This window comes from Nordella sp. HKS 07, from assembly GCF_011046735.1.
GTDB lineage: Bacteria > Pseudomonadota > Alphaproteobacteria > Rhizobiales > Aestuariivirgaceae > Taklimakanibacter.
In genome coordinates this window covers 3,911,835-3,938,219 of the sequence record NZ_CP049258.1, presented here as the reverse complement: position 1 = coordinate 3,938,219, position 26,385 = coordinate 3,911,835, and the positions used below count along the sequence as shown (strand labels likewise).

32 protein-coding genes are annotated in these 26,385 nt (G+C 62.5%); 17 read left to right on the top strand and 15 right to left on the bottom strand.

The genetic code is table 11. From position 1 onward, the window contains the following. Positions 1-25 precede the first annotated feature (25 nt). From G5V57_RS18505 to G5V57_RS18485, 5 genes are read left to right on the top strand one after another with little or no spacing between them, the layout of a single operon-like run. Positions 26-853 (top strand): NAD(P)-dependent oxidoreductase, encoded by an 828-nt coding sequence (locus G5V57_RS18505; RefSeq protein ID WP_165169037.1) that lies wholly within the window; start codon positions 26-28, stop codon positions 851-853. After that, positions 850-1,824 carry a histone deacetylase family protein gene (locus G5V57_RS18500; RefSeq protein ID WP_165169036.1) on the top strand — a complete coding sequence of 325 codons (975 nt, stop codon included), beginning with the start codon at positions 850-852 and terminating at the stop codon, positions 1,822-1,824. Before G5V57_RS18505 ends, G5V57_RS18500 begins: the two co-directional genes overlap by 4 nt. Next, on the top strand, positions 1,814-2,062 hold the full coding sequence (locus tag G5V57_RS18495) for an exodeoxyribonuclease VII small subunit (protein ID WP_371744545.1): 249 nt from the start codon (positions 1,814-1,816) through the stop codon (positions 2,060-2,062). Before G5V57_RS18500 ends, G5V57_RS18495 begins: the two co-directional genes overlap by 11 nt. Next, positions 2,059-2,796: a TlyA family RNA methyltransferase gene (locus G5V57_RS18490; RefSeq protein WP_165169034.1), complete on the top strand. Its 738-nt coding sequence runs from the start codon at positions 2,059-2,061 to the stop codon at positions 2,794-2,796. Before G5V57_RS18495 ends, G5V57_RS18490 begins: the two co-directional genes overlap by 4 nt. Next, positions 2,793-3,851 carry a class I SAM-dependent methyltransferase gene (locus G5V57_RS18485; protein WP_165169033.1) on the top strand — a complete coding sequence of 353 codons (1,059 nt, stop codon included), beginning with the start codon at positions 2,793-2,795 and terminating at the stop codon, positions 3,849-3,851. The genes G5V57_RS18490 and G5V57_RS18485 overlap by 4 nt, the downstream gene beginning before the upstream one ends. A gap of 159 nt (positions 3,852-4,010) precedes the next feature. Here the strand turns inward: G5V57_RS18485 and G5V57_RS18480 are convergent, their stop codons facing one another. Then, a complete protein-coding gene (locus G5V57_RS18480) occupies positions 4,011-4,583 on the bottom strand; it encodes a biotin transporter BioY (RefSeq protein ID WP_165169032.1) in 573 nt (190 codons plus the stop codon). An 85-nt stretch (positions 4,584-4,668) separates the two neighbouring features. Between G5V57_RS18480 and G5V57_RS18475 the strand changes: the two genes are divergently transcribed. The 5 genes from G5V57_RS18475 to G5V57_RS18455 all read left to right on the top strand — a co-directional run bounded on the left by G5V57_RS18475 (position 4,669) and on the right by G5V57_RS18455 (position 8,777). Beyond that, the gene (locus G5V57_RS18475) at positions 4,669-5,586 is read left to right on the top strand and encodes an MBL fold metallo-hydrolase (protein WP_165169031.1); all 918 of its coding nucleotides are present in this window, start codon (positions 4,669-4,671) and stop codon (positions 5,584-5,586) included. Positions 5,587-5,681: 95 nt separating this feature from the next. After that, positions 5,682-6,506, top strand: coding sequence for an enoyl-ACP reductase FabI (gene fabI, locus G5V57_RS18470; protein WP_165169030.1), 825 nt, complete (start codon positions 5,682-5,684; stop codon positions 6,504-6,506). Further along, a complete protein-coding gene (locus G5V57_RS18465; protein ID WP_165169029.1) occupies positions 6,499-7,128 on the top strand; it encodes a histidine phosphatase family protein in 630 nt (209 codons plus the stop codon). Before fabI ends, G5V57_RS18465 begins: the two co-directional genes overlap by 8 nt. 33 nt (positions 7,129-7,161) lie before the next feature. Then, positions 7,162-8,253 carry a chorismate synthase gene (aroC, locus tag G5V57_RS18460; protein ID WP_165169028.1) on the top strand — a complete coding sequence of 364 codons (1,092 nt, stop codon included), beginning with the start codon at positions 7,162-7,164 and terminating at the stop codon, positions 8,251-8,253. 146 nt (positions 8,254-8,399) lie between these two features. Next, on the top strand, positions 8,400-8,777 hold the full coding sequence (locus G5V57_RS18455) for a rhodanese-like domain-containing protein (protein WP_165169027.1): 378 nt from the start codon (positions 8,400-8,402) through the stop codon (positions 8,775-8,777). A gap of 2 nt (positions 8,778-8,779) precedes the next feature. Here the strand turns inward: G5V57_RS18455 and G5V57_RS18450 are convergent, their stop codons facing one another. Continuing rightward, complete coding sequence (locus tag G5V57_RS18450) at positions 8,780-9,457, bottom strand: SOS response-associated peptidase (protein WP_165169026.1); 678 nt, start codon at positions 9,455-9,457, stop codon at positions 8,780-8,782. Beyond that, positions 9,457-10,059, bottom strand: a complete 603-nt coding sequence (locus tag G5V57_RS18445) for a TetR/AcrR family transcriptional regulator (protein ID WP_165169025.1) — start codon at positions 10,057-10,059, stop codon at positions 9,457-9,459. The genes G5V57_RS18450 and G5V57_RS18445 overlap by 1 nt, the downstream gene beginning before the upstream one ends. Before the next feature lie 119 nt (positions 10,060-10,178). Between G5V57_RS18445 and G5V57_RS18440 the strand changes: the two genes are divergently transcribed. Continuing rightward, positions 10,179-11,399 carry an MFS transporter gene (locus G5V57_RS18440; RefSeq protein ID WP_165169024.1) on the top strand — a complete coding sequence of 407 codons (1,221 nt, stop codon included), beginning with the start codon at positions 10,179-10,181 and terminating at the stop codon, positions 11,397-11,399. Positions 11,400-11,412: 13 nt separating this feature from the next. Here the strand turns inward: G5V57_RS18440 and G5V57_RS18435 are convergent, their stop codons facing one another. Further along, positions 11,413-11,610 carry a DUF3606 domain-containing protein gene (locus tag G5V57_RS18435; RefSeq protein ID WP_165169023.1) on the bottom strand — a complete coding sequence of 66 codons (198 nt, stop codon included), beginning with the start codon at positions 11,608-11,610 and terminating at the stop codon, positions 11,413-11,415. Between the two features lie 100 nt (positions 11,611-11,710). Between G5V57_RS18435 and G5V57_RS18430 the strand changes: the two genes are divergently transcribed. The 3 genes from G5V57_RS18430 (at position 11,711) to truA (ending at position 13,505) form a co-directional block, all read left to right on the top strand. Beyond that, positions 11,711-12,139, top strand: coding sequence for an NUDIX hydrolase (locus G5V57_RS18430; RefSeq protein ID WP_165169022.1), 429 nt, complete (start codon positions 11,711-11,713; stop codon positions 12,137-12,139). Positions 12,140-12,312: 173 nt separating this feature from the next. Continuing rightward, entirely contained in the window at positions 12,313-12,573 is a 261-nt protein-coding gene (locus G5V57_RS18425; protein WP_165169021.1) for a hypothetical protein, read from the top strand. A gap of 191 nt (positions 12,574-12,764) precedes the next feature. Continuing rightward, positions 12,765-13,505 carry a tRNA pseudouridine(38-40) synthase TruA gene (gene truA, locus G5V57_RS18420; protein ID WP_165169020.1) on the top strand — a complete coding sequence of 247 codons (741 nt, stop codon included), beginning with the start codon at positions 12,765-12,767 and terminating at the stop codon, positions 13,503-13,505. On the opposite strand, the gene G5V57_RS18415 is transcribed toward truA, so the two are convergent. From G5V57_RS18415 to G5V57_RS18400, 4 genes are all read right to left on the bottom strand, one after another. After that, on the bottom strand, positions 13,499-14,395 hold the full coding sequence (locus G5V57_RS18415; RefSeq protein WP_165169019.1) for a DMT family transporter: 897 nt from the start codon (positions 14,393-14,395) through the stop codon (positions 13,499-13,501). The two genes, truA and G5V57_RS18415, sit on opposite strands and share 7 nt — an antisense overlap. Before the next feature lie 173 nt (positions 14,396-14,568). After that, on the bottom strand, positions 14,569-15,138 hold the full coding sequence (locus tag G5V57_RS18410) for a hypothetical protein (protein ID WP_165169018.1): 570 nt from the start codon (positions 15,136-15,138) through the stop codon (positions 14,569-14,571). Beyond that, a complete protein-coding gene (gene dapE / locus G5V57_RS18405) occupies positions 15,135-16,298 on the bottom strand; it encodes a succinyl-diaminopimelate desuccinylase (RefSeq protein WP_165169017.1) in 1,164 nt (387 codons plus the stop codon). The genes G5V57_RS18410 and dapE overlap by 4 nt, the downstream gene beginning before the upstream one ends. A 204-nt stretch (positions 16,299-16,502) precedes the next feature. After that, positions 16,503-17,000 (bottom strand): DUF805 domain-containing protein, encoded by a 498-nt coding sequence (locus G5V57_RS18400; protein ID WP_165169016.1) that lies wholly within the window; start codon positions 16,998-17,000, stop codon positions 16,503-16,505. 221 nt (positions 17,001-17,221) lie between these two features. Between G5V57_RS18400 and G5V57_RS18395 the strand changes: the two genes are divergently transcribed. Beyond that, positions 17,222-17,692: an aminoacyl-tRNA deacylase gene (locus tag G5V57_RS18395; protein WP_165169015.1), complete on the top strand. Its 471-nt coding sequence runs from the start codon at positions 17,222-17,224 to the stop codon at positions 17,690-17,692. A gap of 68 nt (positions 17,693-17,760) precedes the next feature. On the opposite strand, the gene dapD is transcribed toward G5V57_RS18395, so the two are convergent. The 7 genes from dapD to rpmH all read right to left on the bottom strand — a co-directional run bounded on the left by dapD (position 17,761) and on the right by rpmH (position 23,411). Next, the gene (gene dapD, locus G5V57_RS18390) at positions 17,761-18,597 is read right to left on the bottom strand and encodes a 2,3,4,5-tetrahydropyridine-2,6-dicarboxylate N-succinyltransferase (protein ID WP_165169014.1); all 837 of its coding nucleotides are present in this window, start codon (positions 18,595-18,597) and stop codon (positions 17,761-17,763) included. A 53-nt stretch (positions 18,598-18,650) separates the two neighbouring features. Continuing rightward, positions 18,651-19,352, bottom strand: a complete 702-nt coding sequence (locus G5V57_RS18385; protein ID WP_246737286.1) for a pyrimidine 5'-nucleotidase — start codon at positions 19,350-19,352, stop codon at positions 18,651-18,653. Between the two features lie 188 nt (positions 19,353-19,540). Next, a complete protein-coding gene (argB, locus tag G5V57_RS18380; RefSeq protein ID WP_165169012.1) occupies positions 19,541-20,437 on the bottom strand; it encodes an acetylglutamate kinase in 897 nt (298 codons plus the stop codon). A 40-nt stretch (positions 20,438-20,477) separates the two neighbouring features. Further along, complete coding sequence (yihA, locus tag G5V57_RS18375) at positions 20,478-21,125, bottom strand: ribosome biogenesis GTP-binding protein YihA/YsxC (protein ID WP_165169011.1); 648 nt, start codon at positions 21,123-21,125, stop codon at positions 20,478-20,480. Next, positions 21,122-22,900 (bottom strand): membrane protein insertase YidC, encoded by a 1,779-nt coding sequence (yidC, locus tag G5V57_RS18370; protein WP_165169010.1) that lies wholly within the window; start codon positions 22,898-22,900, stop codon positions 21,122-21,124. Before yidC ends, yihA begins: the two co-directional genes overlap by 4 nt. 12 nt (positions 22,901-22,912) lie before the next feature. Then, positions 22,913-23,263: a ribonuclease P protein component gene (gene rnpA, locus G5V57_RS18365; RefSeq protein WP_206530071.1), complete on the bottom strand. Its 351-nt coding sequence runs from the start codon at positions 23,261-23,263 to the stop codon at positions 22,913-22,915. Positions 23,264-23,276: 13 nt separating this feature from the next. Continuing rightward, the gene (gene rpmH / locus G5V57_RS18360; protein ID WP_137853823.1) at positions 23,277-23,411 is read right to left on the bottom strand and encodes a 50S ribosomal protein L34; all 135 of its coding nucleotides are present in this window, start codon (positions 23,409-23,411) and stop codon (positions 23,277-23,279) included. A gap of 264 nt (positions 23,412-23,675) precedes the next feature. Between rpmH and G5V57_RS18355 the strand changes: the two genes are divergently transcribed. Beyond that, positions 23,676-25,166: a sensor histidine kinase gene (locus G5V57_RS18355; protein WP_165169009.1), complete on the top strand. Its 1,491-nt coding sequence runs from the start codon at positions 23,676-23,678 to the stop codon at positions 25,164-25,166. After that, positions 25,156-26,184 (top strand): P1 family peptidase, encoded by a 1,029-nt coding sequence (locus G5V57_RS18350; RefSeq protein ID WP_246737285.1) that lies wholly within the window; start codon positions 25,156-25,158, stop codon positions 26,182-26,184. The genes G5V57_RS18355 and G5V57_RS18350 overlap by 11 nt, the downstream gene beginning before the upstream one ends. Positions 26,185-26,385 lie beyond the last annotated feature (201 nt).

Below are 26,385 nucleotides of genomic sequence, written 5' to 3'. Positions count from 1 at the left end.
GGGTCTCTATAGCAGCTAAGGAAGGATGACGTCACTGAAAGGTCTCACCCTTTTTGTCACCGGCGCTTCGCGCGGCATCGGCCTCGCCATCGCGCTCAGGGCGGCACGCGACGGGGCGAATATCGCCGTCGCCGCCAAGACAGTCAGGCCGCATCCCAAGCTCGATGGCACCATTCACAGCGCCGCCGAAGCCATAGAGGCAGCCGGCGGCCAGGCCCTGCCGATCCAGACCGATATCCGCGACGATGCGCAGGTCCAGGCTGCGGTAGACGCAACCCTCAAGCGCTTCGGCGGCATAGATATATGCGTGAACAATGCATCCGCCATCGCGCTCACCGACACGCTCGCCACCGATATGAAGCGCTATGACCTGATGCAGGCGGTCAATGGGCGCGGAACGTTCCTGGTCTCGAAGCTGTGCCTGCCGCATCTCCTCAAATCGGCCCGTCCGCACATCCTCACCCTGGCGCCGCCGATCAATCTCGACCCCACGTGGTTCGCGCCGCATCTCGCCTATACGATGGCGAAATATGCCATGAGTCTCGCCACTTTGGGCCTGGCGGAGGAATATCGCGGGCGCGTCGCCGTCAATGCGCTGTGGCCACGCACCACCATCGCCACCGCGGCGATCCGCAACATCGTCGGCGGCGAAGAGATGATGCGGCGCTCGCGCAAACCCGAGATCATGGCGGATGCCGCTCATCTCATTTTGACGAAACCGGTGGATTTCAGCGGGCATTTCCTCATCGATGACGAGGTGCTTGCCGCCCATGGTGTGACCGATCTCGATCGCTACAACAATTCCGCCTCGGTTGACCTCCAGCCCGATTTGTTCGTAAGCCAGACATCATGACGACCCTGCTGCTGCACCATCATTCGAGCCTCGCTCATGAGAACCCGCCAGGCCATCCCGAACGGGTCGACCGCATCAAAGCCATCAATCAGATCCTCTCACATACGCATTTCAAACCATTGCGGCGCAAGCAGGCGCCCTTGGCGCGCGACGAGGATATCATCCGCGCCCATCCCGACGGATATCTGAACCTGATCCGCGAGACCTCGCCGGACCAGGGCTACGCCCAGATCGACATGGATACTTTCATGTCGCCCGGTACCCTCGAGGCCGCGCTACGAGGTGCCGGCGCTGCGGTCGCCGGGGTTGATGCGGTCTTCACTGGCGAGGCCGACAATGTCTTTTGCGCCATGCGCCCGCCGGGGCACCATGCCGAAGCGCGCCGCGCCATGGGCTTCTGCCTCTTCAACAATGCCGCCATCGCTGCCCTCTATGCCCGCCAGCGTTACGACGCCGAGCGCGTCGCGGTTGTCGATTTCGACGTTCATCACGGCAATGGCACGCAGGACATTTTCTGGGCCGACGGCGATCTCTTTTATGGCTCGACGCATCAGATGCCTCTTTATCCCGGCACGGGTGCCGCCTCGGAAACCGGCGTCGGCAACATCTTCAACGCGCCCTTGCAGGATGGCGATGGCGGGCCGCAGTTCCGGTCCGCCATGAGTACGGCGATATTGCCCGCCCTCGACGCCTTCGGACCCGACCTCGTCGTCATCTCGGCGGGCTTCGATGCGCACCTCCAGGATCCCCTGGGCGGACTCAATCTTACCGAGGAGGATTTCGTCTGGGCCACGCTCAATCTCATGGACATCGCCGATAAACATGCCGAGGGCCGCGTTGTATCGGTGCTCGAGGGCGGCTATGACATACGCGCGCTGGCCGCTTCGGTCGCCGTCCATGTCCAGGCGCTGATCCGGGGCAGCGGCGAGCCGACACTATTTGATCATGAGGACGATGCAGATGGCGAATGAGAAGAGCCCGATCGCGGGCATGAATTTCGAGACGGCGCTGGCCGAGCTTGAGGATATTGTCGAGAAGCTCGAATCCGGCAAGGTCGATCTCGAAGCCTCGATCGCCATCTATGAGCGCGGCGAAGCGCTCAAGAAGCACTGCGAGAAACTGCTCAAGGATGCCGAGGCGCGCATCGAGAAGATCACGCTCAAGGCGGATGGCACGCCTTCCGGCACGGAACCACTGGACGCGGGGTGAGCCGGGAGAGGCTCGATGAGGCGCTGGTGGCGCGCGGGCTCTATCCCACGCGCTCCCGCGCCCGCGATGCGATCAAGCGCGGCACGGTAAGCATCGACGGCTCGATCGCCACCAAGCCGGCGCAGCCGATAGCGGCGGACGCCGTCATTACCCTGGCGGACGAAGCGCGCCAATATGTGGCGCGCTCGGCCCTCAAGCTCAAGCACGCGCTCGATCACTTCGCGCTCTCGCCGCAAGGCCTCAACTGTCTCGACATTGGTGCCTCGACCGGCGGCTTTACCGAAGTCCTGCTAGAGCGGGGTGCCGCCCATGTCACCGCCATTGACGTCGGCCATGATCAGTTTGCTTCGTCCTTGCGCGACGATCCGCGCGTCACTTTGTGGGAAGGCCTCAATGCCCGGGATCTCGCCGCGGATCATGTCAAGGCGCCGCTTCACTTCATCGTTTGCGATGTGAGCTTCATTTCGCTGAAACTCGCACTGCCGGCGGCGCTCGGTCTCGCCACGGCCGGGGCGAGGCTGGTGGCGCTGATCAAGCCGCAATTCGAGGCCGGCCGCGAGGCGGTCGGCAAGGACGGCATCGTGAAGGACGAGACGTTGCGTCAGCGGATTTGCGACAATATCTCGTCTTGGCTTGAGGACCAGGGCTGGGTTCGAATAGGCTTGATACCGTCGCCCCTCCAAGGCGGCAGCGGCAATACCGAATATCTGATCGCGGCGGAGAAGACCGGATGACTCCCCTCCATAGCCTCGAATATGCCGGCAGACAGGGCGCCCGCGTCGCCTGGTATATGGGGCATTACATAGCCTCGCGCCGCTTCCGCGACTCCAGGCCCGCACAGGAGCATAGGCCCAGCGGCAGAGGGCCTGGGCGCGACTACATCTTCGCCCGAATGGGCGAGCTCTTCGCCCGCGATCTTGCCAATGTCGGCAAGGGATATTACCCGATGCCGCGCGATCATGATGGCAACCTGCACCAAGTCGTCGAAGCAAGCCGGCGTTACTTTGCTGATCTGCCGCGCGCCGCCGAGCGAAAGGCGCAAGGTGGAAGCGCGGAAGTCTACTCGCCCGAACTCGTTGAGAAATTCCCCGCTTATTTCCTGCAGAATTTCCACTTCCAGACCGGCGGCTATCTGACCGAAGAATCAGCGAAGCTCTACGACACGCAGGTCGAGGTGCTGTTCTCCGGCACTGCCAATGCCATGCGCCGACAGTGCCTGGTGCCGATCGCCCGGCATCTGCGCCACAAGGACCAGCGCCGGATGGCGCTCCTCGATGTGGCCTGCGGCACGGGACGCTTTGCCCGCTTCGCCAAGGAGGCCTTTCCGCGCCTCGCCGTCACTGCCAGCGATCTCTCGGAGGCCTATCTCGACGAGGCCCGCGGCCACGTTCGGCCTTACAAGATCGGCTTCCAGCAAGCCGCGGCCGAGGCGCTGCCCTTCGCCGACGCCTCCTTCGACATCGTCACCTCGATCTTTCTCTTCCATGAAGTACCGCCGCTCATCCGCCGCGAGATCGCCAAGGAGTTCGCGCGTGTCCTGAAACCAGGGGGGCTGCTGGTCTTCATGGATTCGCTGCAAACCGGCGACACGCCTGAGGTCGACGCGATGCTCGAGGCCTTTCCGGCGAACTTTCATGAGCCCTATTATTCTTCCTATCTGCGCGAGGATCTGAGCCGGATCTTCGGCGATGCGGGTTTCACGAATGTCAGCGCCGAGCCCGTCTTCCTATCGAAGCTGGTGACGGCGACGAAAGCGCCAGTTCAAGGCCGCGCAGATACAGCGAATTAACAGGGAAAACTTGGAAGATCTATTTCTCGTTTCAAAAACACCACGCTCGACAAGGTTAGAAAGAGAATGGCGCGGAACTCACGATTTGCGCCCTGACCATATCAAAAAGGCGCGGGAGATGTTCCCCGCGCCTCGATCGATCAGCGACAGTGTGCTGCGTCAGCGCTTGGAGAAGAAACTCCAGGCAGCCGGGAACGCCACCGCGGCCAATGCCGCCTTCAGCATGTCGCCCCAGAGGAAGGGATAGAGACCGAGCTCGAGCACTTTGTCGAAGCCGGTGAACATCTGGCCAAGCCAGAGAAGGCCCGGAATATAGAGGACTGCGGCGCCGAGCATCATTACGCCGAACATGGTGAGCACGCGGCGGTCATAGCCCCGCTCGGCGAACCAGCCGACCACGGCGGCGGCGAGGACGAAGCCGATGAGATAGCCACCGGTCGGTCCGAGCAGAACGGGAATGCCCGAACGGAACTCGGCGAAGACCGGCAGACCGATTGCGCCCTGGATCAGGTAGAGCACCACTGTCGCGGCGCCGAGACGCATGCCGAAAGCAGCGCCGATAGTGAGAACGGCGAAGGTCTGCAGCGTCACCGGCACGAGCGGCAGGTAGATGGTGACCTGAGCGCAAGCAGCGATGAAGAGGCTGCCCAGCACGACGAGAAGCGCCTGCTTCTTCCAGGATCCGGATAGCTGCCAGACGTGGCTTGCCAGTGTAGTCGTCGATGTGGTCATCTCTGCCCTCTGCTTTGTTTAACCCTGCGAACGCTGCGGAATATAAAACGGATGCGTTTGCCTCACAATCGGTTCTTTCGGCTCGATGGCCCCGCTCAGCTTCGATCGCAATTTCGACGTCCCGCCCGGCAAGGTCATGACATTGTCGCCGCTCGTCCGTCGCGTCATCGCAGACAATCCAGGCCCCTTTACCTTTAAAGGCACGGCAAGCTTCATTGTCGGGCGCGGTGAAGTGGCGATCATCGATCCTGGACCCGATAGCGGCGCGCATCTCGCAGCCTTGCTCGCTGCCGTGCAGAGGGAGTCCGTCAGTCACATTTTGGTAACTCATAGTCACCTCGACCATTCGCCGTTGGCTCACCGTCTCCAACGGACGACGGGGGCGGCAATCGTCGGCTACGGTTCGGTCAGCCCTTCCGAACTATCCGATACCGGACTGCCCAGGCTCGATGCCAGTATCGACAGAGATTTCGCCCCCGATATCAAGCTCGCCCATGGCCAGCTTATCGCCGGCAAGGGCTGGAGTCTCGAAGGGGTATTCACGCCGGGTCACATGTCCAACCACATGAGCTACGCGCTCAAGGAGGAGAAGACGCTATTCTGCGGCGACCACGTGATGGCCTGGGCGACGAGCGTGATTGCGCCGCCCGACGGCAATATGGGCGAATATCTTGCCTCGCTGAGGCTACTGCTGCAGCGTGAGGACGAACTGTACCACCCGGCTCATGGCCCCCCGAGCACCGAGCCGAAATCATTGGTCCGAGCCTACCTGGTGCACCGGAAGATGCGCGAGGAGGCCATACTGGCGAGGCTCAGGGCCGGGGACCGAACCATCGAGGAAATCGTAAAGGCCAATTATGCCGATATCGACCCTCGCCTCCACATAGCGGCGGGGCTTTCGACACTGGCCCATATCGAGCACCTGATCGAGCGCGGCCTGGTGCGTCAGGAGCCGCAAGGAGCTTCCATCACCCATTATTTCGCAACACAATTCGCAACATAAGTTGTATGTCTTTAAAGGTAGACCTCTGAGAGCATCTGTGCCAGAAACGCGCCGCCGGGGAATCCTCGGCCCCTCACGCGCAACCAAGGCGAATCATGAGTGAATCCAAAGGGTTAATGGCCGGCAAGCGCGGCCTTATCATGGGTGTGGCCAATAACCGGTCAATCGGTTGGGGCATCGCTCAGGCCTGCGCGCGCCACGGTGCCGAGCTGGCTTTCACCTATCAGGGGGAAGCGCTCAAGAAGCGAGTCGAGCCCCTGGCCGCCGGCATCGGCTCCAGGCTTGTGCTGCCCTGCGACGTCACCGATATGGCGTCCGTCGATGAAACCTTCGCGGCCATAGGTGCTGCATGGGGCGATCTCGATTTCGTTGTCCACGCCATCGCCTTCTCCGACAAGGACGAGTTGACCGGCCGCTATGTCGACACGACGGCGGACAATTTCACCAAGACCATGTTCATCTCCTGCTACAGCTTCACGGCCATCGCGCAGCGTGCCGAGAAGCTGATGAGCAAGGGCGGTTCCCTCCTCACCCTCACCTATTACGGGGCGGAGAAATGGATGCCGCATTACAATGTGATGGGGGTCGCCAAGGCGGCGCTCGAAGCTTCGGTGCGTTATATGGCGGCCGATCTCGGCCCCAAGAACATCCGCGTCAACGCCATCTCGGCCGGGCCCATCAAGACGCTTGCCGCCTCCGGCATCGGCGATTTCCGCTATATCCTGAAGTGGAACGAATATAACTCGCCGCTGCGCCGCACGGTGACCATCGACGAGGTCGGCGATTCGGGCCTCTATCTCCTGTCGGAACTCGGGCGCGGCGTAACCGGCGAAATCATGCATGTCGATGCCGGATACCACATCGTCGGCATGAAGAATCCCGAAGCCCCCGACATCACGGTCGCGCAAAACGGTGATTGAGCCCAATCCGCCGATCTATTTCATCCGTCACGGCGAAACCGACTGGAATCTCGAAGGCCGTATTCAAGGTCAGATCGATATTCCGCTCAACGATACGGGCCATCAGCAGGCGGTCGCCATATCGCGCGGCCTCAAGAGCTTTCTCGGCAAGACGAAGGTGGATCTCTTCGTCGCCAGTCCGCTGACGCGCACGCGCCAGACCATGGGCCATCTGTCGCGCGAATTCGACCTGCCGGAATCAAAGATCGAAATCGAGCCTGCCATGCTCGAGCTCGCCTTCGGCATCTGGGAAGGTCATTACTTCAAGGACCTCAAGACCAGTCAGCATTATCCGAAGGACCTGACCGAGCGCTTCCGCTGGCGCCCGCCCGAAGGCGAGAGCTATGAGGAAGGACTCGAGCGCGTCAGGCAATGGATCGGCCGTCTCGACGGGCCGACCGTCATCGTCGCCCATGGCGCCATCGGCCGCTGCCTGATCGGTCTCGTTTCGAGCCTGAAGCCTGCCGACATGGTCAAGATGCCTATCCCGCAGGGCCATTTCTGCCGCCTGCAGGATGGACGCATCGACTGGTTCGACAGCGCAGCCCATTTGGTAAACAATCCCGCGGGCGGCGGCATTTGACGCCACCGCCGTTGCGCCTTAATCAGGTGGCTCATGTCATATAATACCTTCGGCCATATGTTTCGGATGACCACTTTTGGTGAAAGCCATGGGCCGGCGCTCGGTTGCGTGGTCGATGGCTGTCCGCCCGGCATTCCCCTTACCGCCGCCGAGATCCAGACCTATCTCGACAAGCGCAAGCCTGGCCAATCGCGTTTCACGACACAGCGGCGTGAGCCCGACGAAGTGAAAATTCTTTCCGGCGTCTTCGAGGACGAACGCAGCGGTGGCCAGGTGACAACAGGCGCTCCGGTCGCCCTTGTCATCGAGAATGTCGATCAGCGCTCCAAGGACTATTCGGCGATCCGCGACAAGTTTCGTCCCGGCCACGCCGACTTCACCTATCTCACGAAATATGGCGTGCGCGATTATCGCGGCGGCGGGCGCTCCTCGGCGCGCGAGACGGCCGCCCGAGTTGCGGCCGGCGCCATCGCCCGCAAGATCATTCCGCAAGTGAGCGTGCGCGGTGCCCTCATCCAGATCGGTCCGCATAAGATCGACCGTACGCACTGGAACTGGGACGAGGTCGACCACAATCCCTTCTTCACGCCCGACGCGTCAGTCGTCCAACCCTGGGCGGACTATCTCGACAAAGTGCGCAAAGGAGGCTCCTCCGTCGGCGCTATCATCGAAGTGGTGGCGACTGGCGTTCCGCCCGGCTGGGGTGCCCCGATCTATGGCAAGCTCGACCAGGATATCGCCTCGGCAATGATGAGCATCAATGCGGTCAAGGGCGTCGAGATCGGGGCCGGCTTCGGCTCCGCTCTGCTTTCCGGCGAGGAGAATGCCGATGAGATGCGGATGCGCCACGGCAAGCCCGAATTCAGCACCAATCACGCGGGCGGCGTATTGGGCGGCATTTCGACCGGCCAGGAGATCGTGGTGCGCTTCGCGGTGAAGCCGACCTCGTCGATCCTGTCGCCGCGCAAGACGGTGACGGCAACGGGCGAGAACACCGATATCGTGACCACCGGACGTCATGACCCTTGCGTCGGCATCCGCGCGGTGCCGGTGGGCGAAGCGATGCTCGCCATTGTGCTCGCCGACCATTTCCTCAGGCATCGCGGCCAGACTGGCGCGCAGTAGGACCGAAGCGAACAACCCACCGGCTTATTGCGAATGCACGGCGGCCGTCATCGCGCAACTCACCTGAAAGGTGGTGACGATAGACCGGAACTTTGTCACTATGCGCCTCGAACAGAGGACGCGCCGCCAGATCAGGAGAGAGAGTGATGTCCGTTTCCGTAAAGCAGCTCATGGCTGCCGCAAATGACGCCGTCCCGAAGATCAGCGCCGAGGAAGCCCGCAAGCTCGTGGCCAAGGGCGCTCTCCTCGTCGATGTCCGCGACGGCACCGAAGTCGCCAAGAGCGGCAAGCTCAAGGGTGCGGTACATGTCTCGCGCGGCATGATCGAGTTCCGCGCCGATGCCGAGACGCCCTATCACGACCCGCAGTTCAGCAAGGATCGCCCGGTCATCCTCTATTGCGCCTCGGGCGGGCGCTCGGCGCTCGCTGGCAAGGTGCTGAAGGACATGGGCTACATGAATGTCCATAATCTCGGCGGCTTCAAGGATGCCGCCGACGCGGGCCTTGAGGTCGAGCCGGCATAGAATCAAAACAGCGTCATCTGATCCGGCTCCGGCGGCGGAGGTTTCGGCGCCGGCGCCCGGCGTTCGAGCGTCACTGGCTCGAAGCTGAGCGTGGTGTCAGGGTTAGCCTTCACCAGTGCCAGGGCTTTCTCCGCCTCAAGCCTGTCATTGGCGAGCCAGGCTTCGTGAAGATCCGGCATTACGATCACCGGCATGCGGTGATGCAGCTGGGCGATCGGCGGCAAGGCTTCCATCGTGACGATGGCCGCCGTTTCGAGCTCGCTGCCGTCGGCGCCCTGCCAGTGCTCCCAGATCCCCGCAAAGGCGAAGGGGCCGCCGTCGCGGCGCGCGATGTGATAAGCCTGCTTGCGCCCTTCCGGTCTCGACCATTCATAGAAGCCATCCGCCGGAATTAGGCAGCGCCGACGACGTATCGCGTGCTTGAACGATGCCTTCTCGAGGATCGTCTCGCCGCGCGCATTGGTGAGCGGCTTGCCGGGCGCCACTTCCTTCGCCCAGGACGGCACGAAACCCCAGCGCACCAGAGCCGGATGGCGGACGCTGTCTCTCTCCGCTCGGATGATGGCAATGGGGCTACCGGGTGACACATAGGCGCGTGGCGGAAAATCATGCTCCTCGATATAGCGCAGGAGCTCGCGCAAGTGATCGGGCTTGGCGGTGAGCTTGTAGAGATTGCACATCAGGAGGCCTTGGGTTCTGCAAGGAGACCGTCGAGCAAAAGCGTCATAGCGCGCACCGCCTCTCGCGATGCCCGCTGCTGATCCTCGGCATTGGCGATCGAGAGCGATGCGTAGAGCATCGTGCCGTTGAGAAGATGCGCTGTCGCCTGTGGATCGAGTACCCGGACCGTCCCCTCCTCGACCAGCTTCTCGAGCGTCGCGGTCATATTGCGGATGCAGGCATTCTGGGTCGGCCATTGCGATGGATCACCCAGAACGGCCGGGCCGTCACGCAGGATGATGCGCTGGATCTCGGGATCGAGCGCCATTTCGACATAGGTCACGCATTCATCAACGAAGCCCTGCCAGCGCGAGGGCGCCTTGCGCGTGGCGGCGCTCATGCGCGCCCACATCTCGCCGTCGATCTCGGCGATCACCGCCTTGAGCAGTCCCTTCTTGTCGCCGAAATGATGATAGAGCGCGCCGCGGGTCAGGCCGGCGGCGGCGGTGAAATCGTCCATGGAAGCTTCCGCATAGCCGACTGTGCCGAAGGCCTTGCGAGCCGCCGTCACCAGCTTCGCCCGCGTCTCAGCGATCATCTCCGCCCGGGGTTTATGAGCCATGCGCTTCTTCATTCACATACATCTCGTATGTTAATTGACATACGATCGGTATATTTCTATATGGAGTCACATACGCCACGTATGTAAATGACGGGCTCCTTAGAATCCAGGAGATTGTCTTGTTTTCCCCCTATCGCGACATTTTCCGGGCGCCCGGCACGATCGCGTTCGCCATGGCCGGCTTCATTGCCCGCCTGCCCATGGCGATGGTGCCGATGGGACTGGTCGCGATGCTGTCGCAGACACATGGCGAATACTGGCTGGCGGGCGCCGTCTCCGCGGTTTTCGCGCTCACCAACGCTTTGATATCGCCTCAGATCTCGAGGCTGGTGGACCGCTTCGGCCAAGCCCGAATCCTGGCACCCGTCACCACCGCCGCCGTATTGGCCTTCGTCCTTCTGCTCGCCGCCACCTATTGGCGCTGGCCGAGCCCTCTGCTTTTCGTCTTCGCGACACTCGCCGGCCTCATGCCGAGCATGCCCGCGATGATCCGCGCGCGCTGGACGGAGATTTATCGCGATACGCCCCAGCTCAAAACGGCATTCGCCTTTGAATCGGTCTCCGACGAAATACTCTATATGACGGGCTCGGTGCTCTCGATCGGCCTGAGCGTGTCGCTGTTCCCGGAAGCTGGGCCGCTTTTCGCCACCGCATTCCTCGCCATCGGCACAATCCTCTTTCTGATCCAGAAGAAGACCGAGCCGCGTATCCATGCGGCGACACGCAACGTCGGCCCGGCGGTGATCTCCTTCCGCCCGCTGCAGCTCATCACTTTCGTCCTGCTGGCGCTTGGTACACTTCTGGGCACGGCGGAAGTGGCGGTCATCGCACTGACCAAGGAGCTCGGGCAACCCGCCGCGGCCAGCTTCGTCCTTGCCGGTTACGCGGCCGGCTCACTCGTGGTGGGCCTCGTCTTCGGCGTGCTCAAGCTCAAAGCCAGCCTGGCACAGCAATTCGTCGTCGCCACTCTGATTGCGGCGCTGACCGCGCTACCGCTGCCCTTTCTCAGCGACATACCGACGCTCGCTCTGGCGCTCTTCATCGCGGGTGCCGCGGTTTCGCCGAGCTTCATCACCGCCTTTGGCCTCATTGAGCAGCGCATTCCGGCCGCCAGGCTCACCGAGGGCATGACCTGGGCCATGACCGGCATCGGGATCGGCATGGCGGTCGGCTCATTCGGCGCGGGCTACGTCGTCGACGCCTTCGGTCCCTCCAGCGGCTTCTGGGTCTCCGTCACTGCCGGCGTCAGCGCCCTCATTGCCGTAGCGTTCGGCTACCGCGTCATCGCGGATAGCCGCCGCAACCTGTGCCCGGCGTCGATCGACGTTGCGTGCGAATGAATCTGGCGGGAGTCTATCTCTTCTTTTTTGCCTTCAGTTTTTCCGCGGCCTTGTTGAGCTTGTCGCGGCTGTTGCCGACCTTGTCGATCAAAGAGCGGGTCTCGGCGGCGGTGATGCCGTGCTTTCTGGCGAAATAGGCCACTTCATAGGTTTCGCCTTTCGCCACCTTCGCGCGATCGGCCTTGCCGCGGGCCTTCTTGTTGTCAGCCATTGTTTCTTCCCCATTGTGACGTGAGAAGTCGTCGACTCACATAAGCAGATTACAGTGACTCCGGATTGAATCAATCACGCCCAAAGGGCTACGATAGACCATGAGCGACCTCAAGCCTCTCCCCCGAATCGGTGTCAGCGCCTGCGTGTGGCGGGACGGCAAGGTCCTGTTGGTCGAGCGCGGCAAGGATCCGTGGAAGGGCAAATGGAGCCTGCCGGGCGGCGGCCTCGAATTCGGCGAGACGGTGCGCGAAGCGGCAGCGCGTGAACTCGCAGAGGAGACCGGCGTCGCCGCCGATCTCGTAAAACTCGTGGACGTCGACGATGCGATCATGCATGACGAATCCGGCCGCGCCGTCGCCCATTATTTGATCGTCTGTTTCACCGGGCACTGGCTGCATGGCGAGGCGGAAGCCCGCGACGACGTGACGAATATCCAGTGGGCGGAACGGGCCGCCCTCGACGAGCTCGACATGACGCCCGGCACCGCCGACTACATCCGCCAGGCTTGGCAAATGTTAACGACTTGATTCAAAAAGAGCCGCCGGCGTTAACCCTTTCCTAAGGATCAAATAGTCCGGCCGCATTGCTCTGATAAGTTTCAAATCGTGCTGATTCGGTTGGTGGGCTCGCCGGCTCCGGTGTACCGGGCGTCGGCTTCGCAAGCGCTTCCCTGCGTTCCGGGAACTGCAAGGTGGATGGAATGGATAGAGAAGCTCTGAAGACACCGGCCCCCGCGCCGCATACCGAGCCCAAATATGTGGCGCTACGCTATATCATGGAAGCCTGGGAGGAGGCCGTGTATGACGGCATCGATCCCGATTGCGTGGCGACGGCGGCGATTTTCGCAGCCCTTTCCGACCTCATCACCACCTATGGCGAGGAACCGGTGGCGCGCATGGCGGAACGGTTGCCGGAGCGCATCCGTGCGGGGGAGTTTACCCTTAACAAGACCCGGCAATAGGTCACGATCGCCTCAGACCTTGACGGCCCTCTAGATCACGATGAGTTTGGATTGAATCAATCCAAACTCATAAACGTGATCGATTCCTATATTGGCGCGGGATTCTTGCGAAAAACCGGTGTCCACTTTTTCGCATCCCGCGCCAGGCGAAATCGCTTTCATCCGGGGGGTGCGTGCGGGCATAAGGTGCCATGGCGCGCTACAAGATGATCATCGAATATGACGGCGGACCTTTCGCCGGCTGGCAGTTGCAGGCCGATGCGCTGACGGTCCAGGGCGTTCTCGAGGACGCCGTTTCCGTCCTGGCCGGCGGCGAGCGGCCGGTAGTCCACGCCGCCGGCCGCACCGATGCCGGCGTCCACGCCATAGGACAGGTGGCGCATGTCGATCTCGAGCGCAGCTGGCAGACACGAATCCTGCGGAATGCCATCAACGCCCATTTGCGCCCGCATCCGGTGAGTGTGCTGGCGGTCGAGGAAGTGGGACCGAATTTCCACGCCCGCTTCAGCGCCATACGCCGGCACTATCTCTACCGGATCGTCAACCGGCCCGCGCCTTTGGCGCTCGAACAGGGAAAGGCCTGGTGGCATCCCGTCCCCCTCGATCACAAGGCCATGCACGAAGCAGCCCAGGCGCTCCTCGGCAAGCACGACTTCACCACCTTCCGTGCCTCCTCCTGCCAGGCGCAGTCGCCGGTCAAGACGCTCGACCGCCTCGATGTGACGCGCGACAGTGACGTCATCGACATCTTTGTCGAGGCGCGCTCCTTCCTGCATCATCAGGTTCGCTCGATGGTGGGCTCGCTCAAGCTGGTCGGCGAAGGCAAATGGCCGGTCGAGGAGATCGGAAACGCTCTTCACGCGCACGACCGCACCCGTTGCGGACCGGTGGCGCCGCCGACCGGTCTCTATCTCACCCAGGTTGATTATTGAACGCTGGTCTGGCTCTGTGCCTTGGTCGTCATGATCACGCCCATGACGATGATGGCCGCGCCGAGCCAGGTCAGCAGCTGATAGTGTTCGCCGAGGAACAGGACACCGGTGGCAAGGCCGATCGCCGCCGCCACATAGCCGATCTGGCTCAGATAGACCGGGCCGCCGACCGCCTGCAGGCGAAAATAGAAGGCGAACATCGCGGCGGCCGAAAGGACCTGCAACACCACCAGCCACGGCACCTCCGAAAGGGTCGCGAAGGCGCCGGCCTGGCCCATGCCGACCGCCCCCGCGATCAGCATCGCCGCGGTGGCTAGATGGCTGCCGGCGGCAAGCTGGATCGGTCCCGTATCTTTCGGCCAGTCATAGCTGCGATAGACATTGCCGGCCGCCAGGCAAACCGGCATCAGAAGCCCGATCGCGACCCAGAATATGTCCGCCGGCCTATCTGCGACACCGCGCGTGGTCGCCACCATGACCGCGCCGATGAAGCCGACAACAATTCCGGCAATGCCGAGGGCATTGGGCCGGCGCACGCCAAGCAGAATCGACAATACCAGCGTGACGATCGGCGAGAGCGTATACATGATGCCGGCATAGCCCGCTCCCAGATGCGGAATGGCCGAGAACAGCAGCAGATTGGGAATGGCGTAGGAGATCGCCGCCGCGATGATGAAATAACGCAGACGATGCCGGGTGAGCGCGATGGGCTGTCGGCGCGCGAGCAGAACCAGGAAGAGGACGCCGCCCGCCCCGCAGGATATGACAAAAGCCCATAGAATGGGAGGGACTCCCGTTGCGGTCGCGAGCTTGCCGAAAGGCAAAGTCAGCCCCAGGAGGCCGCCGGTCACGATCAAGAGTCCCAGAGCTGAATTCCACAACGGCTTCATGGCCAGCGCTTCTAGATCAAATCCCGCCAAAGTTGAAGACTTTGGCGGTGAGGATTTGCTCCAACATATTGATCTGACGCGAATCCTTTTCGGCGAAGTGATCCCACTTCGCCGGGATGCGCGCTAGAGGATATCCCGCCTCAGCTGAAGGGCCCCCTTCGCCGGGCGTCACGTCAACGCATTAGGGTGTCGAGACTGACGGTCAGCGCGAACTCGGCGAGCACGAACGCAATGGCGACCAAAGTTGTTGTCCTCAGAGCCGTCTTGGCGATGAACCAGCTCACATAGATCAGAAGCAGGAACACGATCTCCGCCAGTATGACAGCCGGATAGACCGTGCCGGAGGCGAGGTGAAGGAGATGCGGCAGCATCGCCAGGGCGGTGGCGGGCAAGGTCATCCAGTTATAGATGATCATATAGCGGATGTAACTCTGGCCGACGCCCAGAAGCTTGGCCTGAAGGGCCGCCGCGAACGGCCAGGCGAAGACGAAAATGAGCAGATAGGCATAGTCGCGGCCGATGTCCATCGGCGGCACTTCCGCATTCTCCGCGGCGAGTTCACCGGCAAAGCGATGATCCGACACGAAGATCGGATACATCATGGCAAGAAGCGGCACGACCATCGCGAAGGATCGCAAGAAGCCGTCGACGGTCAGGTTGAAATCCTCATCCGCCCGCGGATCGCGGCAGATCAGGCGCCAGCACCCTCTGACCGCGGCAAGGCCCTCCTGGACTATCGTCACCCTGGCGCCCGTCCGACATAGGCCTCGATGATGCCGCGGTAGATGTCGGCCAGATTGCGCAGATCGGCGACGGCGATCCGCTCATTGACGTGATGGATGGTCGCGTTGATCGGGCCGAATTCGAGCACCGGGCAATAATTCTTGATGAAGCGCGCGTCCGAGGTGCCGCCGGAGGTCGAGAGCTTGGCCAGCACACCGGTTTCCGCCTCGATGGCATCGAGCACCACGCCGACAAATGCGCCGGGCTCGGTGACGAAGGCGTCCGCGCGATTGACCGCGTCGATGGTGAAGACGCCACCGAGTTCCTCCTCCACGCCGGCGCAGGTATCGCGTACTATGGTCGTGAGCGTCTCGCGTGTATGCTCGGTGTTGTAGCGGATATTGAAGCGGGCGTTAGCGTGGCCGGGAATGACGTTACCGGCCGGATTTCCGACATCGACGGTGGTGAAGGCGAGTGTCGTCGGATCGAAGCGATCATTGCCGTCATCGAATTTGTAGGCGGCGAGACGATCGATCAGGCGGGCGAGCTTAGGTATCGGATTGTCGGCCTTGTGCGGATAGGCGACATGACCCTGAACGCCGCTGACCGACACATCGAAGCTCATTGAGCCGCGCCGGCCGATCTTGATCGTATCGCCGAGCCTGTCGGTCGAGGTCGGTTCACCGACCAGACAGTGGTCGGGAATGTGGCCCTTCTCCTTCATCCAGGCGAGGACCTTGGCGGTGCCATTGAGGGCGGGCCCCTCCTCGTCGCCCGTGATCAGCAGCGACAGCGAGCCGGTGAATGTACCGGCACGCACCGCATCGGCAGCGGCGGTGGCGAAAGCGGCGACAGAGCCCTTCATGTCGGCGGCGCCCCGGCCATACAGAAAGCCGTCGGCCTGATAGGCGGTGAAGGGCGGTGCCGACCAATCTTCAAGACGTCCCGGCGGCACGACATCGATATGACCGGCGAAACACAGATGCGGCCGGCCCTTGCCGAAGCGGGCGAAGAGATTGTCGACGTCGGGCGTCCCCTTTTCAGAGAAGACAAGCCGCTGGCACTGAAATCCCGCGGCGCTCAGATATCTCTCCAGAACGTCAAGCGCGCCTGCCTCGCTGGGCGTCACCGAAGGGCATCGAATCAAGTCGGCAAGAAGCGGAAGCGGGTCTGTGTCCATCGGCGCAATCTATCCATTGGCAAAGAGCCCGGCCATATCACGGCCGGGCGCCTCAAGAGAAATATATCTTGCGCGAGAGGAGACGGTCCGTCGGCGATCGGCCACACACTGTCTCTAGGGCAGGCTAGTGTGCTGAACGCGAAGTTCCTGATATCAGTCGCTCGGAAGGTCCCGCCGGCTGTGGCGAACTTCGGATTCGGGACACTAGACACGCTTGCCGAAGACCGGGCGGCTGTTCGCATAGTGCGCGTGAGGTTGCGGTGCTGCGGTCCTAGCCACGGCGGTAACGGCATTCCCCGCGCCATGGCCGGCCTGCCGCCGCAGCGCCTCGATGTCGCCGGCGACATTGAAGGAGAAGGCGGGGTCGGGACCATAACCATTCGTCCCATCATCACCGCGCAGCAGGCCGAGTTCGATGAACTGCCAGATTCCACCGACGACTGGGATGAGGCAGATGAGAATCCACCAGGCCGATTTCCCGCGATCGTGATAACGCTTGCCCATGACGCAGATGGCGATCCACAGGCTGAAAGGCAGAAGAGCGATCGGAACCAGAAGCAGCGGAATGCTCTCATTGCCCAGGCCCGCAAAGAGGGCCAGCCAGGACACCACGGCCAAGGCCAGCAGCACGAGATAGCCCAGCCAGTATTGCCCGCGGCCGATGCGGCCGTGAAGACTGAACAGCAGTGAAAGCAGATTCATGGATCGTCGCCCCGTTTGATGAAGCGCGACGCTTACCTCAGGGCGCTTTAAACCCGCGTAAAGTCTTGAACTGATTTTTCGTTCCGTCACGCAACGGTCTGTTAATGACCACTTGGTGCCATCCAACGGTATCGCCGACATCGTTGACAATGACGACGGTTGGGCGAGAATAGCCGTCTTCGTTCTGCTCCTTTACCCGCATTTCCGCGAGGAGGCCGACGATGACAATCGCAAGCAAGCTCCGGCAATATCTGGATGGCAAAGGCGTTCACTACGACGTCGTCACCCATCCGCGCACCTCCACCTCAAGCCAGTCGGCCGAGTCGGCGCATATTCCCGGCGACCGGGTGGCCAAATCCGTCGTGATCCACCACGAGCTTGGCTATGTCCTCGCCGTGGTTCCGAGCACCAACCGGGTCGAACTGGGCACGCTGCAAGACCTCCTGGACAAGAGGCTCGGGCTGGCGACGGAAGACGAAGTCTCAACGCTTTTCGACGACTGCGATACAGGCGCCATCCCACCCGTCGGCGCGGCCTATGGCGTGCCGGTGATCCTCGACGACAGCCTGAATGGTGCCCCCGACCTCTATTTCGAAGGCGGAGACCACAAGAGCCTCGTGCATGTCAGCGGCGATGCCTTCAGGGTCCTGACCAAGGACGCCCGCCGGGCCCGATTCAGCCACCACGCGTAGCGGCTGCAGGATGCTTCGAGGGCCGCTTCGCGGCCACCTCAGCGTGAGGTGGGGGCGCGAATCTCGCGTCAGTCGCGCAGCAACTCGTTGATGCCGGTCTTGGAGCGCGTCCTCTCGTCGACGCGCTTGACGATCACCGCGCAATAGAGGCTGGGACCCGGCTCGCCATTGGGCAAGGGCTTGCCCGGCAGACTGCCCGACACGACCACCGAATAGGGCGGCACCCGGCCCATGAAGATCTCGCCGGTGGCGCGGTCGACGATCTTGGTCGACTGTCCGATATAGACGCCCATGCCGAGCACCGAGCCTTCGCCGATGATGCAGCCCTCGACCACTTCCGAGCGCGCACCGATGAAGCAATTGTCCTCGATGATCGTCGGACCGGCCTGCATCGGCTCGAGCACGCCGCCGATGCCGACGCCGCCCGAGAGATGGACATTCTTGCCGATCTGGGCGCAGGAGCCGACCGTCGCCCAGGTATCCACCATGGTCCCCTGATCGACATGGGCGCCGAGATTGACGAAGGACGGCATCAGCACCACGCCCGGGGCGATATAGGCGGAGCGGCGCACAATGGCGCCTGGTACCGCACGGAAGCCGGCTTTGCGATACTGTGCGGCGGTCCAGCCATCGAACTTGGACGGCACCTTGTCCCACCATTTGGCCTTGCCGGGAGCGCCGCCGATGAGCGCCATGTCGTTGAGGCGGAAGGACAACAGCACGGCCTTCTTGAGCCACTGATTGACCACCCACTGATCGCCCTGCTTCTCAGCAACCCGCGAATTGCCCTGGTCGAGCAGGGTCAGCGCCTGATCCACTGCTTTGCGGACAGCACCTTTCGTCTTGAAGCTGATCTTGTCGCGCTCGTCCCAGGCTGCTTCGATGGTGGACTGCAGGTCGGCCATGTTCTTCCCTCTAGATCGTCATCCGGCGGAAACTAGCGCGCACCGGTTCGAAGTCAATTGCGATCGGCGACCAGGCGGCTGAGGAAAGCGGCGATATCGTCGGTGACATGGTGGACATGGGCGCCCGCCCCGCCATCCAGGCTATTGAGGTGCTTGGCATCGGTATTGTCTGGGGACGTCACCAGCACGGTCGTCATGCCGAGCTCATGCGGAGCCTCGAGATTGCGGGCGATGTCCTCGAACATGGCCGAGCGGGTCGGGTCGATGCCGGTCTGGCCGATGAATTTGCGATAGGGCCCGATGGCCGGTTTCGGGATGTAGTCCGAATGGACGATGTCGAATATGTCGCCAAAATGATGAGTGACGCCGATGCGGGCCAGCACCTTCCGGGCATGGGCGACGGTGCCGTTGGTGAAGATCAGCTTGCGGCCGGGCAGCGCATGGAGGGCTTCGTCGAGAAGCCGGTTGGCCGGCACCGGGGAGTGGTCGATGTCGTGCACGAAGTCCAGGAACTCCTCCGGCGCTACCTTGTGCTCACTCATGAGGCCACGCAGCGTCGTGCCATATTCGTAGAAGTAGGCTTTCTGGATGCGCCGCGCCTCGGATGGGTCGATGCCCAAGAGGTTCGAGACGAAGGCGCCGATCTTGACATCAATCTGATCGAACAGCCGGCAGCTCGCCGGATAGAGCGTATTGTCCAGATCGAAGATCCAGGTGTCGACGTGGTCGAAGCCTCTGGTGTGTTTGTTCGTCAAGTTGCAGCACCTTCTCTCATACCCTCGCCCCCAACGGGGGAGAGGGAGGGGCCTAATGCAAAGCATTGGGAGGGTGAGGGGGAACAGACGACAGGGACCTTTTGCATCTGTCAGAGTTTCTCCGTCGGTTCCCCCTCACCCTAGCCCTCTCCCCCGCAGGGGGAGAGGGGATAGTTGGGATACATCACTTACATCCCCGAGCGCGACACGCGGGTGCCGACGCCATGCGGGGTGAAGAGCTCGAGCAGCACGCTGTGCGGCACCCGGCCATCGAGGATGATGACGCCCTCGACACCCGATTCGACCACCGACACGCAGCTTTCGATCTTGGGGATCATGCCGCCGGTGATGGTGCCCTCGGCAACGAGCTTCGGTATGTTGGACAGAGTGAGCTCGTGGATGAGCTCCTTGTTCTTGTCGAGCACGCCCGCCACGTCGGTCAGGAGCAACAGGCGCTTGGCGTGAAGCGCCGTGGCGATGGCGCCCGCCGCCGTGTCGGCATTCACATTGTAGCTTTCGCCGTCCAGGCCGATGCCCACGGGAGCTATGACCGGAATGGCGTCACTCTTGATGATGGTGGTGAGGATCTCGATATTGACCCGGTGCGGCTCGCCGACGAAGCCGAAATCGATCGTCTCGGTCTTGCCTGTCACGGGGTCGACCTTGGTCTTGGTGAAGCGCTCGGCGATGAGCAGATTGCCGTCCTTGCCGGAAATACCGACGGCACGCCCGCCCGCCGCCTGGATCAGGCCGACGATCGACTTGTTAATCGAGCCGGCGAGCACCATCTCGACAACCTCCATCGTGTCCTTGTCGGTGACGCGCAGACCCTCGCGGAACTCCGACTTGACCTGAAGCTTGTCGAGCAGCCGGTTGATCTGCGGACCGCCGCCATGCACGACCACCGGATGGATGCCGCACAGCTTCAGCATCACCATGTCGCGGGCGAATTTGCGGGAAAGCTCGGGATCGACCATGGCATGCCCGCCATATTTCACCACCACGACCTGATCGTCATAGCGCTGCAGGAACGGCAAGGCTTCGGAGAGAATGCGGGCGGTTTCAGTGGAGGAAGTTTCGGACATGGTTGAGAAGTCCCGGATTAAAAACCGATGCGCTTATACTTCAATTGCGCCCGCTCACAAGACCCGCGATCTCGGCGCGCAATTCCGGATAGCCGCGGCCCGTCACGCTCGAGGTCAGATGCACCTCGGGGAAGGCGGCGGGGCGTTTCTTGGCGATGGCGCGGGTCTTTTCGAGGAGAGGCGGCTCGTCCTTGGCGTGAATCTTGTCACCCTTGGTCAGCACGATCTGGAAGGTGACGGCGCTCTCATCGAGCAGATTGAACATCTCGAGATCGGTCGCGGTGACGCCGTGGCGGGCGTCAACCAGCACGAAGACCCGGGTGAGGCCGGGCCTGCCCCTGAGATAGGTCTTTAGCAATCCCTGCCACTGCTTGACGTCCGACTTGGCGGCCTTGGCATAGCCATAGCCCGGCATGTCGACCAGCGTCAGCTTGCCGGCGCCGATGTCGAAGAAATTGAGCTCGCGGGTGCGGCCCGGCGTATTGGAGGCGCGCGCCAGTTCCTTGTGACCCGTCAATGCATTGATGAGCGACGACTTGCCGGCATTGGAGCGCCCGGCAAAGGCGATCTCGACGCCCGTGATCGCCGGCAGCTGATCGGGCTTGGCCACGCCCATGACGAATGAGGCAGGCCCCGCGAAAAGGAGCCTGCCCCGTTCAAGCTGATCGGCTGTCCACTCGACCGTCACCCGGTGCTGCTCTTGCGTTTGAGGAAGGGCAGGCTGTCGCGGATATTGCCGAAGAAGTTAACCTCAACGCCCTGACGCCGCATGATGTAGCTCTGCTGCAGGATGGAGAGGAAGTTGTTCCACGCCCAATAGATCACCAGACCGGCCGGGAAGGCGGCGAGCATGAAGGTGAAGATGAGCGGCATCCAGTTGAAGAGCTGAGCCTGGATCGGATCGGGCGGCGTCGGGTTGAGACGCATCTGCAGCCACATGGTGATGCCCATGATGATCGGCCACACGCCGACCATCAGGAGATGCGGCGGGGTGAAGGGCAGAAGCCCGAACAGGTTGAACAGGCTGGTCGGATCGGGCGCCGAGAGGTCCTGGATCCAGCCGAAGAAGGGCGCGTGGCGCATCTCGATGGTGACATAGATCACCTTGTAGAGCGCGAAGAACACCGGGATGGCGATAAGGATCGGCAAGCAGCCCGACAAGGGCGAGACCTTCTCGCGCTTGTAGAGCGCCATCATCTCCTGCTGCTGCTTCATCCGGTCGTCGGGATTCTGCTGCTTGATCTTCTCCATCTCGGGCTGCAGCTTCTTCATCTTGCTCATCGACTCGTAGGACTTGTTCTGCAGCGGGAAGAACAGGAGCTTGACGATGACGGTGACGATGAGAATGGCGAGGCCGAAATTGCCGACGATGCCCTTGATGTATTCGAGGAGCCAGAAGAGCGGCTTGGTCAGGAAGTAGAACCAGCCCCAGTCGATCATCAGGTCGAAGCGGTCGACACCGTATTTCTCGCCGATGGCATTGATGTTCTGCACCACCTTGGCGCCGGCGAAGAGGCGGTCCGTATAGGCAGCACTGCCACCGGCCGGAATGGTGATGGCGGTCTTGCCGAGATAGTCGGTCTGATAGACGTCGGAGGTACCTTGCGTGATGTGCTGGAACGTCCCGGCGAGGCCCGTGGCCTGGTCAGGAATGAGCGCCGAAGCCCAATATTTGTCGGTGAAGCCCAGCCAGCCGCCGGTGCCGTCCTTGGTGATCTTCTTGGTCTCGTCCTTGAGGTCCTTATAATGGATCTCGTCGAGTTCGCCATTGAGGACGCCGATCAGGCCCTCGAACAGCACATAGATGCCGGCGACCTTGGGCGTGCCCTGGCGCTGAATGCGGGCATAGGGGAAGAGCGAAATCGGTTCGGCGGTCTTGTTGTGGACCTCCTGCTTGATCGAGAAGAGATAGTCCTCATCGACCGAGATGGTGCGGGTGAAGACAAGTCCCTCGCCATTGTCCCAGGTGAGGGTGACGGGCTTGCCGGGAGCGAGCACCGCGTCCGCCGGCGCCTGCCATTCTGTTTTGGGACCGGGCAGATTGGCCGTGGTGCCGGTCGCGGCGACGAAGCCCTGCTCGGCGAAATAGCCCTGTGGCGTGCCCGAGGGGCTGAGCAGCGCGATTTCGGGGCTCTTGGGGTCCACCGTCTCGCGGTAGTTCTTGAAACGGATGTCGTCGAACTGGGCGCCGATGAGGTTGATCGAGCCGTCGATGACCGGGGTCTCGATCGTGATCCGCTTGCCGGCGGCGATGGCGGTCTCGCGCGGGACGATCTGCGCCTCGGTGCTGCCCGGCACCGACGAACCCGGTTGCTGCTGGCCGCCCGTTACCTGAGTCTGCTGCTGCGGGGGCTGCTGCTCGAGCTTCTTCTGCATCGGCGTGGCGTAGAAATATTGCCACCCGAAAATGATCGCCATGGATAGGACGATGGCGATAATGAAGTTCTTGTTGTCATGCTGCATGGGCAGTCCCGTTCACCGGTCGGTGGTGTGCAGCCTTTTCAAGGCTGTCCTAATGTCGTTTTGAAGGCTTGAAAACGGCCTTTCGAGGCCCTTGGCCCTGCCGATCAGCACATAATCACGGCCCGGTTCGGCAAGCTCAGGCAGCGTGAGGCGGGCCGCCTCGCGCAAGCGCCGCTTGATCCGGTTGCGCGTCACCGCGCCACCGAGTTTCTTGGTGACGGTAAAGCCGGCGCGCGCCGGCTTTTCATCCTTGCGGTCGCGCATCTGCACGACCACGCCCCTGGCAGCGAATGAACTCGATTTCGCCGCGGCGAGAAAATCCTGCCGCTTGACGATGCGTTCGATCGGCTGGTTGGGGCTCAATGCCCCGCCCGCTTTAAGCGGACAGCCGCTTGCGGCCTTGCGACCGGCGGCGCGCGATCACCTTGCGACCGCCTGTCGTGGCCATGCGGGCGCGGAAGCCATGGCGGCGCTTGCGGACAAGCTTCGAGGGTTGATAAGTGCGCTTCACAGTCTTTCTCCGTCGTCAGCCCCCCGCTCTGGCGCTCAATCCTTGGACCGGGCAGCCGGCCCGGAGGGCGCCGCGAGGGGTTAATCTCTCTCGCTTATGGAATGGCGCGGCATATAGGGTGAAAAAGCAAGCAAAGTCAACTTCTAACGCTGCCCGTGTGATCGTCCGTTCCGGTCCTCGGAAAACCATGGGAATCAGGCGCTTAACTGTGCTGCCGGGGCAACTTGGCGGAGCCGTGCCCCGGGTGTTAATGTCACGCCACTCATGACGGACGCCGCCAAGACATCCAGCGCCAGGACGCCGGGCCTGTTCCAGGGCCTTTCCGGCAAGCTGCTGCGCCTGACGCTCTTGTTCGTGATGCTGGGCGAAATCATGATATTTTTGCCCTCGATCGCGAATTTCCGGCTGAACTGGCTGAAAAACCGGGTGGCGCAGGCCGAAATCGCCGCCCTTGCCGTCGAGGCCGCACCCGACAAGATGCTGTCGGATGATCTCAAGACCGAGTTGCTCGCCGGGGCGGGTGTGCTGGTCGTCTCGCTCAAGAAAGGCGATTCGCGCCAGCTCATCCTGCGCAGCGACAGCTACGACATGATCGATGAGAGCTTCGACCTGCGCGAGAGCTCGATCATTCCCGCCATCTTCGATGCCTTCAGCGCCCTCATCGCCGGCAGCGGCCGGGTCATCGGCGTCACCGACACGCCGCCCAACAGCTCGGGCGAGACCATCGACGTGGCGCTGGAAGAGGCGCCCTTGCGCGCCGCGATGCTGCGCTATGCGCTCAACATCTTCCTCCTGTCGCTGTTCCTGTCCGCCCTCGTCGCCGGCCTCGTCTTCCTGGCCCTCAACCAGGTTCTGGTGAAGCCGATGCGCCGGCTGTCCGCCAATATGGAGGAATTCGCCGGCGCGCCGGAAAATCCCGGCCGCATCATCGCGCCCTCGCAACGCAGCGACGAGATCGGCATCGCCGAGCGCGAGCTGCGCCACATGCAGATCGAGCTCGCCACCGCGCTCAACCAGAAGAACCATCTGGCGGCGCTGGGCCTGGCGGTCAGCAAGATCAGCCATGATCTGCGCAACATGCTGTCCTCGGCGCATCTCATTTCCGACCGATTGTCCATGGTGAACGATCCTACGGTGCAGAAATTCGCGCCCAAGCTCATCGTCTCGCTCGACCGGGCGATCTCGCTGTGCGTGCAGACCCTCAAATATGGCCGCGCCGAGGAGCCGCAGCCGCGGCGCGACAAGTTCATTCTGGCGCTGCTGGTCGATGAGGTGATCGAGAGCATCGCGGTCGAAGCGTCGAGCCGCATCGTGCTTTACAACAACGTGCCGCAGACACTGTCGGCCGATGCCGACCGCGACCAGCTGTTCCGGGTCCTGACCAATCTCGTGCGCAATGCGGTGGAGGCGCTCGAGCAGCGCGACAAGGAGACGCCGGCCGGTCAGGAAGGCATGGTGACGATAAAGGCCTGGCGCGAAGGCTCCGTCGTCACGGCGAGCGTCAGCGACAATGGTCCCGGTATTCCTGAGCATGTGCGGGGCCGCTTGTTCGAGGCGTTCCAGAGCACGGCGAAGCCCGGCGGCACGGGTCTCGGCCTCGCCATCGCCTTCGACCTGGTGCGCGCCCATGGCGGCGAATTGTGGCTCTCGACCACCGGCACCGAAGGCTCGACCTTCATGATGACACTGCCCGACCGGGTGAGCGAATTGCGCAGCGGCAAACGCGGCGAACGCAGGTCCGCCCTTGACGGCTAAGCCCGACGACATAAGGCCGGGCCCGCGCAATCTCATCACCGATGTGGCGGGCTTGCGCGTCGGCAATGCCGAGAACTGGCTGGCGCTCACCGGCACGACCGTGATCCTGCCCGAGGAGCCCGCGGTGGCGGCGGTCGAGATCGGCGGCGGGGCGCCGGGCAGCCGCGAGACGGCAGCACTCGATGCCGCCAATCTGGTCGAGCAGGTGCATGCGGTGGTGCTGTCGGGCGGCTCGGTCTTCGGCCTCGATGCGGCATCGAGCGTCGTCATCGAATTGTCGAAGCGAGGAGTCGGCTTCACCTTCGGCGCGCAACCGGTGCCCTGCCCCGTGGTGCCGTCGGCCATCTTGTTCGACATCATGAATGGCGGGGCCAAATGGCCGGACAAGGAACCGCCCTATCGCGATCTCGGCCTCGAGGCGCTGAAAGCGGCGAAGACCGAATTCGAGATCGGCAACAAGGGCGCCGGCCTCGGCGCCATTGCCGGGAGGCTCAAAGGCGGGCTCGGCAGTGCCTCGGCGCGCTGGCGCGATTTCACAGTGGGGGCGATCGTGGCGGTCAACTCCGTCGGGTCCTGCGTCATTCCCGGCACGGCGCGCCTGTGGGCGCGCGACCTGGCGCTGGGCGACGAAATGGGCCCCGACACGCCGCGCGACGGCGCCAGGCCGGACACTTCGCCGCTGGCCGACAGCAAGTTCGAGCCCAAGCCGCTACAGAACACCACCATCGCGGTAGTGGCGACGGACGCCATCTTGAGCCGAATCGAGGCGAAACGCTTCGCCGTCATGGCCAGAGACGGCATGGCGCGGGCGATCCGGCCGATCCACACGCCCTTCGACGGCGACACGGTCTTCGCGCTGTCGACGGGCAGGAAGCCCCTGCCCGAGCAGCATTCCCTGGGCGTGGCGGCCCTGGGGAGCATCGCCGCCGATACGCTGACCCGCGCTATTGGCCGGGCGCTGTGGGCGGCAGAGACGGCAGGCGGATTTACGGGCTACCGGGAGAAATTCCGGCTCTGAGGGCCGGGCTCCCGGGTTCAGGGAATACCAGCCCAGGCTACAGGGGATTTAACAGGGGATTAGCAGCGGATTTGCAGGGATTTGCAGGGATTTGAGCAGAATCAAGCCTTCGCCTCGACATATCCTCCGTTTCATTTCCATTCATTTTCACCTTTCGACCACGGCCCGTTACCAATCCAGCGCCAGAAGATCGCGCTTTTG

Excerpts from the sequence above, each read along its gene's own strand:
- G5V57_RS18505 (WP_165169037.1), top strand. The coding sequence starts at position 26 with ATGACGTCACTGAAAGGTCTCACCCTTTTTGTCACCGGCGCTTCGCGC.
- G5V57_RS18500 (WP_165169036.1), top strand. The coding sequence starts at position 850 with ATGACGACCCTGCTGCTGCACCATCATTCGAGCCTCGCTCATGAGAAC.
- G5V57_RS18495 (WP_371744545.1), top strand. The coding sequence starts at position 1,814 with ATGGCGAATGAGAAGAGCCCGATCGCGGGCATGAATTTCGAGACGGCG.
- G5V57_RS18485 (WP_165169033.1), top strand. The coding sequence starts at position 2,793 with ATGACTCCCCTCCATAGCCTCGAATATGCCGGCAGACAGGGCGCCCGC.
- G5V57_RS18480 (WP_165169032.1), bottom strand. The coding sequence starts at position 4,583 with ATGACCACATCGACGACTACACTGGCAAGCCACGTCTGGCAGCTATCC.
- G5V57_RS18475 (WP_165169031.1), top strand. The coding sequence starts at position 4,669 with ATGGCCCCGCTCAGCTTCGATCGCAATTTCGACGTCCCGCCCGGCAAG.
- fabI (WP_165169030.1), top strand. The coding sequence starts at position 5,682 with ATGAGTGAATCCAAAGGGTTAATGGCCGGCAAGCGCGGCCTTATCATG.
- aroC (WP_165169028.1), top strand. The coding sequence starts at position 7,162 with ATGTCATATAATACCTTCGGCCATATGTTTCGGATGACCACTTTTGGT.
- G5V57_RS18455 (WP_165169027.1), top strand. The coding sequence starts at position 8,400 with ATGTCCGTTTCCGTAAAGCAGCTCATGGCTGCCGCAAATGACGCCGTC.
- G5V57_RS18450 (WP_165169026.1), bottom strand. The coding sequence starts at position 9,457 with ATGTGCAATCTCTACAAGCTCACCGCCAAGCCCGATCACTTGCGCGAG.
- G5V57_RS18445 (WP_165169025.1), bottom strand. The coding sequence starts at position 10,059 with ATGGCTCATAAACCCCGGGCGGAGATGATCGCTGAGACGCGGGCGAAG.
- G5V57_RS18435 (WP_165169023.1), bottom strand. The coding sequence starts at position 11,610 with ATGGCTGACAACAAGAAGGCCCGCGGCAAGGCCGATCGCGCGAAGGTG.
- G5V57_RS18430 (WP_165169022.1), top strand. The coding sequence starts at position 11,711 with ATGAGCGACCTCAAGCCTCTCCCCCGAATCGGTGTCAGCGCCTGCGTG.
- G5V57_RS18425 (WP_165169021.1), top strand. The coding sequence starts at position 12,313 with ATGGATAGAGAAGCTCTGAAGACACCGGCCCCCGCGCCGCATACCGAG.
- truA (WP_165169020.1), top strand. The coding sequence starts at position 12,765 with ATGGCGCGCTACAAGATGATCATCGAATATGACGGCGGACCTTTCGCC.
- G5V57_RS18415 (WP_165169019.1), bottom strand. The coding sequence starts at position 14,395 with ATGAAGCCGTTGTGGAATTCAGCTCTGGGACTCTTGATCGTGACCGGC.
- dapE (WP_165169017.1), bottom strand. The coding sequence starts at position 16,298 with ATGGACACAGACCCGCTTCCGCTTCTTGCCGACTTGATTCGATGCCCT.
- G5V57_RS18400 (WP_165169016.1), bottom strand. The coding sequence starts at position 17,000 with ATGAATCTGCTTTCACTGCTGTTCAGTCTTCACGGCCGCATCGGCCGC.
- G5V57_RS18395 (WP_165169015.1), top strand. The coding sequence starts at position 17,222 with ATGACAATCGCAAGCAAGCTCCGGCAATATCTGGATGGCAAAGGCGTT.
- dapD (WP_165169014.1), bottom strand. The coding sequence starts at position 18,597 with ATGGCCGACCTGCAGTCCACCATCGAAGCAGCCTGGGACGAGCGCGAC.
- argB (WP_165169012.1), bottom strand. The coding sequence starts at position 20,437 with ATGTCCGAAACTTCCTCCACTGAAACCGCCCGCATTCTCTCCGAAGCC.
- yidC (WP_165169010.1), bottom strand. The coding sequence starts at position 22,900 with ATGCAGCATGACAACAAGAACTTCATTATCGCCATCGTCCTATCCATG.
- G5V57_RS18355 (WP_165169009.1), top strand. The coding sequence starts at position 23,676 with ATGACGGACGCCGCCAAGACATCCAGCGCCAGGACGCCGGGCCTGTTC.